At 27.5% G+C, this 7,962-nt stretch carries 11 protein-coding genes; 6 read left to right on the plus strand and 5 right to left on the minus strand.

Going from position 1 to position 7,962, the window contains the following annotated elements:
• Positions 1-83: 83 nt before the first annotated feature.
• Together Q0W06_RS18550 and Q0W06_RS18555 are read right to left on the minus strand one after the other, a co-directional pair.
• Positions 84-1,046, minus strand: coding sequence for a D-alanine--D-alanine ligase (locus Q0W06_RS18550; protein ID WP_297639310.1), 963 nt, complete (start codon positions 1,044-1,046; stop codon positions 84-86).
• 185 nt (positions 1,047-1,231) lie between these two features.
• Positions 1,232-1,957: a sulfite exporter TauE/SafE family protein gene (locus tag Q0W06_RS18555; RefSeq protein ID WP_297639314.1), complete on the minus strand. Its 726-nt coding sequence runs from the start codon at positions 1,955-1,957 to the stop codon at positions 1,232-1,234.
• Positions 1,958-2,170: 213 nt separating this feature from the next.
• Between Q0W06_RS18555 and Q0W06_RS18560 the strand changes: the two genes are divergently transcribed.
• The gene (locus Q0W06_RS18560; RefSeq protein ID WP_297639317.1) at positions 2,171-2,578 is read left to right on the plus strand and encodes a UDP-N-acetylglucosamine pyrophosphorylase; all 408 of its coding nucleotides are present in this window, start codon (positions 2,171-2,173) and stop codon (positions 2,576-2,578) included.
• Positions 2,579-2,632: 54 nt separating this feature from the next.
• Here Q0W06_RS18560 and Q0W06_RS18565 read toward each other — a convergent pair whose 3' ends face one another.
• Both Q0W06_RS18565 and Q0W06_RS18570 read right to left on the minus strand, forming a co-directional pair.
• Positions 2,633-2,953, minus strand: a complete 321-nt coding sequence (locus Q0W06_RS18565) for a DUF1540 domain-containing protein (RefSeq protein ID WP_297639319.1) — start codon at positions 2,951-2,953, stop codon at positions 2,633-2,635.
• A 14-nt stretch (positions 2,954-2,967) separates the two neighbouring features.
• Entirely contained in the window at positions 2,968-3,510 is a 543-nt protein-coding gene (locus Q0W06_RS18570) for an NADH peroxidase (protein ID WP_297639322.1), read from the minus strand.
• Between the two features lie 124 nt (positions 3,511-3,634).
• Between Q0W06_RS18570 and Q0W06_RS18575 the strand changes: the two genes are divergently transcribed.
• From Q0W06_RS18575 to Q0W06_RS18590, 4 genes are all read left to right on the plus strand, one after another.
• Complete coding sequence (locus Q0W06_RS18575; RefSeq protein ID WP_297639325.1) at positions 3,635-4,297, plus strand: diphthine--ammonia ligase; 663 nt, start codon at positions 3,635-3,637, stop codon at positions 4,295-4,297.
• Between the two features lie 206 nt (positions 4,298-4,503).
• The gene (locus Q0W06_RS18580; RefSeq protein ID WP_297639328.1) at positions 4,504-4,995 is read left to right on the plus strand and encodes a hypothetical protein; all 492 of its coding nucleotides are present in this window, start codon (positions 4,504-4,506) and stop codon (positions 4,993-4,995) included.
• A gap of 214 nt (positions 4,996-5,209) precedes the next feature.
• Positions 5,210-5,890 carry a TVP38/TMEM64 family protein gene (locus Q0W06_RS18585; RefSeq protein WP_297639331.1) on the plus strand — a complete coding sequence of 227 codons (681 nt, stop codon included), beginning with the start codon at positions 5,210-5,212 and terminating at the stop codon, positions 5,888-5,890.
• Positions 5,891-6,074: 184 nt separating this feature from the next.
• Positions 6,075-6,470, plus strand: coding sequence for a hypothetical protein (locus tag Q0W06_RS18590; protein WP_297639336.1), 396 nt, complete (start codon positions 6,075-6,077; stop codon positions 6,468-6,470).
• A 26-nt stretch (positions 6,471-6,496) separates the two neighbouring features.
• On the opposite strand, the gene Q0W06_RS18595 is transcribed toward Q0W06_RS18590, so the two are convergent.
• On the minus strand, positions 6,497-7,342 hold the full coding sequence (locus tag Q0W06_RS18595) for a patatin family protein (RefSeq protein WP_297639339.1): 846 nt from the start codon (positions 7,340-7,342) through the stop codon (positions 6,497-6,499).
• 168 nt (positions 7,343-7,510) lie between these two features.
• On the opposite strand from Q0W06_RS18595, the gene Q0W06_RS18600 reads away from it, so the two are divergent.
• On the plus strand, positions 7,511-7,962 hold a 452-nt coding region (locus Q0W06_RS18600), incomplete at its 3' end, for an ATP-binding protein (protein WP_297639342.1).

Consider the following 7,962-nt stretch of genomic DNA (forward strand, 5'->3'; position numbering starts at 1 on the left):
AACCTATAAGCGAAGGCACTTTTTATAAGTGTCCACTTTATAGGTTCCATTTTAATAAGCAATGTACCTTTTATTTTAAAAGTCTATTTTTCTTTAACTACAACACCGTTGTTTCTAGCGTTATCTAGAGCAGCAACTCTTTTTCTAACAGCTAATGATTTTTCGATGATAGTGTCTAAGAAATCAGAAATTTCGATTCCTGCACCTTTTAAGCTTACAGGATATAATGAGTTCTTAGTCATTCCTGGTAATGTATTAACTTCTAATACATAAGGAACACCATCTTTAACTAACATATCAACTCTTGTGTAAACACTAGTTTTTAAAGCGTAGTAAGTACCAACAGCCATTCTTTCAACTTCTTCATGTAATTCTTTTGGAAGGTTTATAACGTATCTTTCTGAACCTTCAGCTGTATATTTTGATTGGTAATCAAAGAATTCACCTTGAGGATCTATTTGAAGAACTGGTAACATTTTACCTTCAACAACTGGACAAGTTATTTCAGTTGCTCCAGCGATGAATTTTTCGATCATGATTTCTTCATCCCAAATTAATCCTTCTCTTACTGCTTCTTCAACGTCTTCTTTTTTCTTAACTATGAAAGTTGCAACACTTCCACCACCACTTACTGGTTTAATCATTACAGGGTATCCATACTCTTCGATTTTATCGTAGTCAATATCTTCAATTGCTCTAACAACAAACCAATCAGCAGTTCTTATATTGTTATATCTTAAAACTTGTTTACAGATGTCTTTATCAACACCTAAAGCTCCAGCTAAAACTCCACAACCTGAGTAAGGGATTCCGCAAGTTTCAAGAACAGCTTGAACTCTTCCGTCTTCTCCAAATTTTCCGTGAAGCATTAAAAGAGCGAAGTCTAAATCTCTCACTTTTTCAAATACATCTTCTTTATTATCTATTACTACTGGAATAACTTCGTATTTAGATTTATCTAAATGCTCTATAACATTATTTCCACTATCTAAAGAAACTTCTCTTTCAGAAGAAATTCCTCCCATAAGTACACCAACTTTTAACATGTAACTTACCTCCAAGCAAATTATTATTTTATTTTACATTATAAGTTTTTTTAAATTCCTTATACATTATAACAATATAACACAAAAATAAATTACAAAAAAGTTAAAAAAACATATAAATTTGTAAAATTTTTAAGAAAAGAAACAAAGAATGTGAAATTAAACTTCATAAAAATCACAATTTGTTAATGAGTTATAAACATTATTAATTGTTTGATCAAAACAAGTATAAGTATTATTTTAAAGGAATGGGATACTATCTTGTTTGTAGCCTTTTTATTGAAAAACGTTCCAATAGCTGAACCGATTAAAGCCCCTGGAATCATGAATAAAGCGTAACTTAAATCCGTATATCCTCTAAAGTAATAATTACTAACTGTAACAAAAGTACTTATAAAAATAAGTGAAAGGGTAGTTGCTGATGCTTGTTTTTGATTAAATCCGTAACAGATTAATAAAACAGGAATTAGCATGATGGCACCACCAAGTCCAAAAAGACCAGAAACAGTTCCAATAATTAAACCTACCACAGGTTTAGTCCAGTTTGGTAATATAAATTTAGGTAATTTCTTTTCTAAAAACATAAATACTATCAATATAAATAAAAGTATTATGAAAAATAAATTGAAGGTAGGAATTCCGATATGGCTGTTTATAGCAACCCCTAAAGAAGCTCCAGGAATTATTCCAACTGCTATAAGAACGGCAGTTTTAAAATCTCCAAGTTTTCTTTTTCTATAAATAAATGTAGATAAAAGTGTCATAGTTAACATAGTTAGGTCAGTATTTATAGAAATTAACTCTTTAGATACCCCAAGGGATAATAAAAGAGGAATTATTATTATATCTCCACCTAAGCCTACAAAGCTACCTAGTGAACATGCAAGTAGTGAAATAAAAAAATAGTACATAAAAATTCTCCTTAAAAGTTTCGTAAGTTATTATTATAAAAAGTAAAACGACTTTAAATAAAATTGTCTAAAAATAGTATAACATTAATTTAAAAGGGAAAATGTAATAAATCTGTTAAATAAGAATCATTTGCATATAGAAGAATTTGAAATCCGAGTAAAATGGTAGTATTATATATGTAGAAAACTTTATAGAAAGCGAGAGATACAAAAATGGAATTGAATTTAACAACATATAAGTTAGGTAAACTATTAAAAGATATAACAGAAAATTATGAATCAACTTTAATGACTAAGATAAAATTAAGTGGTGGATTTATGACAATGTTTGGAGATGTATCAATTGAAAAAATCCCACAAAATGCATTAACTTTTACAAAAGGTAATAATATTATTGATATAAAAGTAAAAACTGGTGCAGAAGAAGGAGCTATTTTAAAAATAACTGGAATGAAAAACGGATTTAATGTAACTGTTGCAGAAACAAGATACAGAGAAATCTGTAAAGGTAAATTCTCAGAAGAAATTAAAATAAATCCAAATGAATGTAAAGTAAGAATTGATGAAGACATGATTTTTACAGTAAAAGCTTCATTAGAAGATATAAAAAAATTTATATAAGAGATTAAAAGCATTTAAAGTTGCCTCTATTTTAAAAGTAGAGGCAACTTTTATTTATTTAACTTGGAAATCTGAACAGAAAGTTTCTGTATAAACATTAACTTCTGATTTACTTTCAACAGTTATAGTATCTAGTGAACAAAGTTTATTTTTATTGTGAGTACAAGCTTCTGCAGAACAAACAAGAGCAGTTTCACCTGTATATTCATTTGTGCAGTTAGTTAAATCACTATAGTTTTTTCTATCTAAGAAAGAACCACAGCAAGTAGCACAAGTTTCATTTGATAAAGCACCACCAATATCTATACGATTAGCATGGCAGTTATTATTTTTATTATGAGAACAGTTATCTACAGTACAACTTATTTTTTTCATTATAATCACTCCTTCTATTTAAAATAACGGTCTAAAAGCCCTTTAAAAGCTTTTCCATGTCTAGCTTCATCTTTACACATTTCATGAACAGTATCATGAATTGCATCTAATCCATGTTGTTTTGCAAGGGAAGCAAGTTTTTTCTTTCCTTCACAAGCACCATATTCAGCTTCAACTCTAGCTTGAAGATTTGCTTTAGTATCAGATACAACAACTTCACCTAATATTTCAGCAAATTTTGCTGCATGTTCAGCTTCTTCTATAGCAATTCTTTTATATGCTTCAGCAACTTCAGGGTAGCCTTCTCTATCAGCATTACGAGACATAGCTAAGTACATACCAACTTCAGTACACTCTCCTGTAAAGTTAGCTCTTAAGCCTTCAATTATTTCACTATCAACGCCATCAATAATACCAACTCTATGCTCATCAGCCCAAGCCATATTATCAGTCATTTCTTCAAATTTATCTGCACCTACTTTACAAACAGGGCAAATTTCAGGCGGAGCAGATCCTTCATGTATATAACCACAAACAGTACATATAAATTTTTTCATGTATTATCCTCCTCTAAAATAAAAATTTACAAAACTAGTTTTCTCTAATGAGAAGAAAAAAATACTGAAAAAGATATGAAAAATATAATATACTTAAAGAAGTAAAACTTAAGGAGAATATTTTATGGAAGAAAAAAAGATTGTAATGGTATATAGTTGCGGTAAAGATAGTACCCTTGCATTATATAAAATGATAGAAAAGGGATATAAGGTAGTTTGTTTAATGATTACTACAAGAGAAGAAGGCTCATGGTTTCATGGAATACCTAAAGGGTTAATGGAAGACGTGGAAGAGAGTCTTAAAATTCCAATAATATATTGTAAATGTAGTATGGAAAATTATGAGGAAGACTTTGTAAAAGGATTAAAAGTTGCTAAAGAAAAGTATGAAGCTAATCTATGTGCCTTTGGAGATATTGATTTAGAAGAGCATAGGGCTTGGGATTTAGAAATGTGTAAAAGAGCAGGACTAGACGGTATACTTCCTCTATGGCAGGAATCTCGAGAAAAAATAACAATGGAATTTATAGACTTAGGATTTAAAGCAGTGATAAAAAAAGTTAATTTAAATAATATGGGTTCTGAATTTTTAGGAGAAGTTTTATCAAAGGAAGTTATAAGGAAAATAGAAAAGACAGGTTCAGATATTTGTGGAGAAAATGGAGAATACCATACCTTTGTTTTTGATGGACCTATTTTCAGTAAAAAAATAAAATATAAAATAGTAGAGAAAAATAAAAATAATAATTATGGGAATCTTATAATTGAGGAAAAAGATAAAATTTAAAGAGTTTTTTTTATTAGGTAAATTAAAAATATTATGTCGTAATTGAGATAAACTAGACAAAACGGAAGTTTTAAAATATAATCTATTTATAAATAAATTTGAAAGATATTGAAGTATTATGACTAAGAAATTTCAAAATAGATTTATTTGAAGTATAATATATAATATTAATTATAAAAAATATTTGAAAGAAGGTATTATTAATCATGGAAAATATGAAAGTATTTAACAAGAAAATTCACTGGGATGGATTAAACTTATCTTGTGTTATGGAAAGATATTTAGATACAAATAACTTAGCACTAGAACTATATGATGAAGATGGAGAGTTCTATGAGTGTGTTACACTTGACTATAGAGAAACCCTACCAAAGATTAATAATGCTATAATAAACAATAGAGAGCAGTATGAAGGGATATTAAATGTATTAACTGCTGCAAGTCTTGTAAGAGTAATCGGGAAATTAGATGTAAAAATGATAATGAGAGACTTAGTTGTTGTTAATAGCAGAGCATTTATAGAAATTGATGAAGACACATTCCAAGAATTCGCAAGAAGCACATGTAATGAATTAAATGAGTTTTTATCACAACCAGAAGAAGAAGAAGTAATCGTAGAAGAAGAAATGATAATAGTTGAAGATGATGATGATGACGAGCCAGTAATAGTAATAGAAGAAAAGACAGAAGAATTATAAAAGATATATTAGAAAAAGCTGTAATAAAATACAGCTTTTTTTTAATATATTCACAAATACATATTTTTTTTACAGAAATAAAGAAAATCTTTAGATTTTATAAAGAAAATATTTAGATTTTAACATATAGATATATGAGAATTGTATGATATAATTAAATAAATATAAAGATTGTAAACAAAAGAAAAAGTTTTGTTTTGTTAGGAGAGGTTGAATGAAAGAAAATAAAAAGAACTATAATAAAATAAAATTCATAGGATTCTTATGTATAATAGGACTAGCTTTATTTCTTCTTTATGAGAATAGAGAAACTCTTATGAATTTAAAAATTGAAAAAGTATTACAATTCATAGAAGAACGAGGAGCTTTTGCAGCATTAATATATCTAGGAATATACATAGTAAAACCATTTTTCTTAATTATACCAACAAACATAATTGCAATAGCTGGGGGAATGATGTTTGGACCTGTAAAAGGATTTATCTTAACAATGGTAGGATTCTTTATAACAGGAACAATAGCATTTTTTGTTTCAAGAATGCTTGGACGTGATTTCGTTGAAGGACTACTTGGAAAGAAAATGTTAAAGCTTGATGAAAACTTAGAGAAGAATGGATTTAAAATTTTATTTTTATTAAGACTTCCACCAATTCTTCCATATGACCCTTTAAGTTATGCATGTGGATTTACAAAAGTTAAGTATAGCAGTTTTATAGTAGCATCTCTTTTAGGAGTAATGCCAGAGACTATCTGTTATTCTATATTAGGAAAAAACATGGACAAACCATTTTCTCCAGAATTTATAATTCCAATAATCCTTTTAGTTGTAGGACTTATATTTTCTAAGAAAATTATTAGTAAAAAAAATAAATTTAGTGAAAAAAAACAAGCATAAATTAGATGCTATTACTTAATTTTTAAGTGATAGCATTTTTGTTTATAAAAAATACAAAAATTTTAACCTATTTGTAGTATTTTATTAATTGTAAAGTAGTGAAAAGGTAGTTATAATAAAATTAAAGGTTTAAAAAAACAAAATTTAGACATACTATAAATAAATAGATTTCTGGAGGGATAAGATGAGAAAAGAAGTACGTGAATTAAGAGAACAACTTTTAAATGCATTATTATGGAGTGGAAATGAAGGAACCTTAGTAGAATTAGAAAAAAAAGCTATTTCTGAAGATATTTTTGACGATGATAATGGTGAAGTAACTAAAAGAAAACCAAAAGAAAGTCTAGGTATGTATATAGATAGATGTAATAAAGATCTTATGAAGAATTTTTCAAGAAATAAGTATGAAAAATTAAAGAGTTTATATAATGAATATAATAACTTTGGAGATTCAAGTATAGAAATTACAGAATCAGTTGCAAAAAGACCTTTTGTGACAAAGAAGAAAATTGCAGTTGGTGTTGGTGTAACAGCAGCAGTAGTTGGAATAGCTGGAATCTTTAAAAAGTTTAAAAAATAAAAGATGTTGCCATTTGGCAGCATCTTTTATTTCTTAAAGAATTCTTTTATTTCATCCATTCTTGAAAGAGCTAAATTATAGCCGTTATTATAAGCTTCTGTAAGTTTTGTTATATCTTTTTCAAAGCTTTCTATTTTTTCTTCTTCAGAAGGACGAAGTAAAATTGCTTTACCTTCTCTTTCTAATTGCTCGCAAAAAGCAACAGTCTCATTATAAACGTTATGTCTATTTAAAAAGACAGAAGAAAGATTAGGGTATTTTTTTCTTAAAAGTTTAGAAGCAACTTTAGTTCCTTTGCTTAAAGTTTTTTTATAAGACTTTGGTCTAGTTAAAACGATAATATGTTTATCTGCTCCATCTAAGATAGCTTTTTTTACTGGAATAGGATCATTTAATCCACCATCAAAGTATGGAGTATCATTTATTTTTATAGTAGGAAAAGCAAAAGGTATTGCACAAGTTGCACGAAGCATTGTACAAGGTTTATCAAGTTCTTTTCCATCTAAGTATTCTGACTTACCAGTTAGAGCGTTTGTAACTCCAACTAAGACTTTTCCTTTAAATTCGTAAAAAGCATCATAGTCAAAAGGACTTATTACATTTGGAATTTCATCAAATACAAAATCTAATCCAAAAATACTTCTACATTTAAAAATATTTCTAAAACCTAGATAACGTTTATCATTTCTAAAGTTTTCTATTACTTCTAGATTACGTTTTTTTTGTCTAGAAAGGTAAGAGAAAGCGTTAGTTATTCCAGCAGAAACACCAATACAATAATCAGCCATCAGATTATTTTCAAGTAAAGCATCCATTATACCTGCACTAAATATAGGTCTAAAGGTTCCACCTTCTAATATTAAGCTCGTCATAAAAAACCTCCTTTAATTTAGTTATAAAAAAAGTATATAGTTAAAAAATACATAAGACAATACTTAATGTATAATTAAATTATAATATGATAAAAAATATAGTTGAAAAAAAGACAAATAACGTGTATATTATTAATTAATAATTATTATCCGTAAGAGGTGGATTGAATGAAAGAAAATATAGTAAAAAAATTAAATGACATGTTTATAGGACAAGAAGAATTAATAAATGAATTAACAGGATATTTTTCTAAGAAAATTAAAGATGAGTCTAAGGGAATAGTATTAGTTTTAGGAGAAAAGGATACTGGGAAAAAAGCTTTAGTAAAGGAGCTTTTTAAATTATTAAATGAAGAAGGAAAAGTAAAGTCAGATAAGATAGATGTTATAGATTTAGCATCATATAATTTCAAATTTGGAATAAATGCATTTTTAACAGATCTTTATAGAGTTTTAAATAATGATTCAGAAGGAATTGTTTTTAAAAACATAAAAAAAGGTAAGAGAGAAATTTTAAATATAGTAAGTACTCTTTATCCTAATAGTTGCCTAAGCCTTTTAGAAAACTATAAAATGAAAAATGATATATTAGTTGAAAGAGAAAATGATGAAAAATCAGA

This window comes from uncultured Clostridium sp., assembly GCF_947072515.1.
In the GTDB taxonomy this organism is placed as follows: Bacteria; Bacillota; Clostridia; order Clostridiales; family Clostridiaceae; genus Clostridium.

Coding starts and splice junctions, on each gene's coding strand:
- Q0W06_RS18550 (WP_297639310.1), bottom strand. CDS start 1,046: ATGTTAAAAGTTGGTGTACTTATGGGAGGAATTTCTTCTGAAAGAGAA.
- Q0W06_RS18555 (WP_297639314.1), bottom strand. CDS start 1,957: ATGTACTATTTTTTTATTTCACTACTTGCATGTTCACTAGGTAGCTTT.
- Q0W06_RS18560 (WP_297639317.1), top strand. CDS start 2,171: ATGGAATTGAATTTAACAACATATAAGTTAGGTAAACTATTAAAAGAT.
- Q0W06_RS18565 (WP_297639319.1), bottom strand. CDS start 2,953: ATGAAAAAAATAAGTTGTACTGTAGATAACTGTTCTCATAATAAAAAT.
- Q0W06_RS18570 (WP_297639322.1), bottom strand. CDS start 3,510: ATGAAAAAATTTATATGTACTGTTTGTGGTTATATACATGAAGGATCT.
- Q0W06_RS18575 (WP_297639325.1), top strand. CDS start 3,635: ATGGAAGAAAAAAAGATTGTAATGGTATATAGTTGCGGTAAAGATAGT.
- Q0W06_RS18580 (WP_297639328.1), top strand. CDS start 4,504: ATGGAAAATATGAAAGTATTTAACAAGAAAATTCACTGGGATGGATTA.
- Q0W06_RS18585 (WP_297639331.1), top strand. CDS start 5,210: ATGAAAGAAAATAAAAAGAACTATAATAAAATAAAATTCATAGGATTC.
- Q0W06_RS18590 (WP_297639336.1), top strand. CDS start 6,075: ATGAGAAAAGAAGTACGTGAATTAAGAGAACAACTTTTAAATGCATTA.
- Q0W06_RS18595 (WP_297639339.1), bottom strand. CDS start 7,342: ATGACGAGCTTAATATTAGAAGGTGGAACCTTTAGACCTATATTTAGT.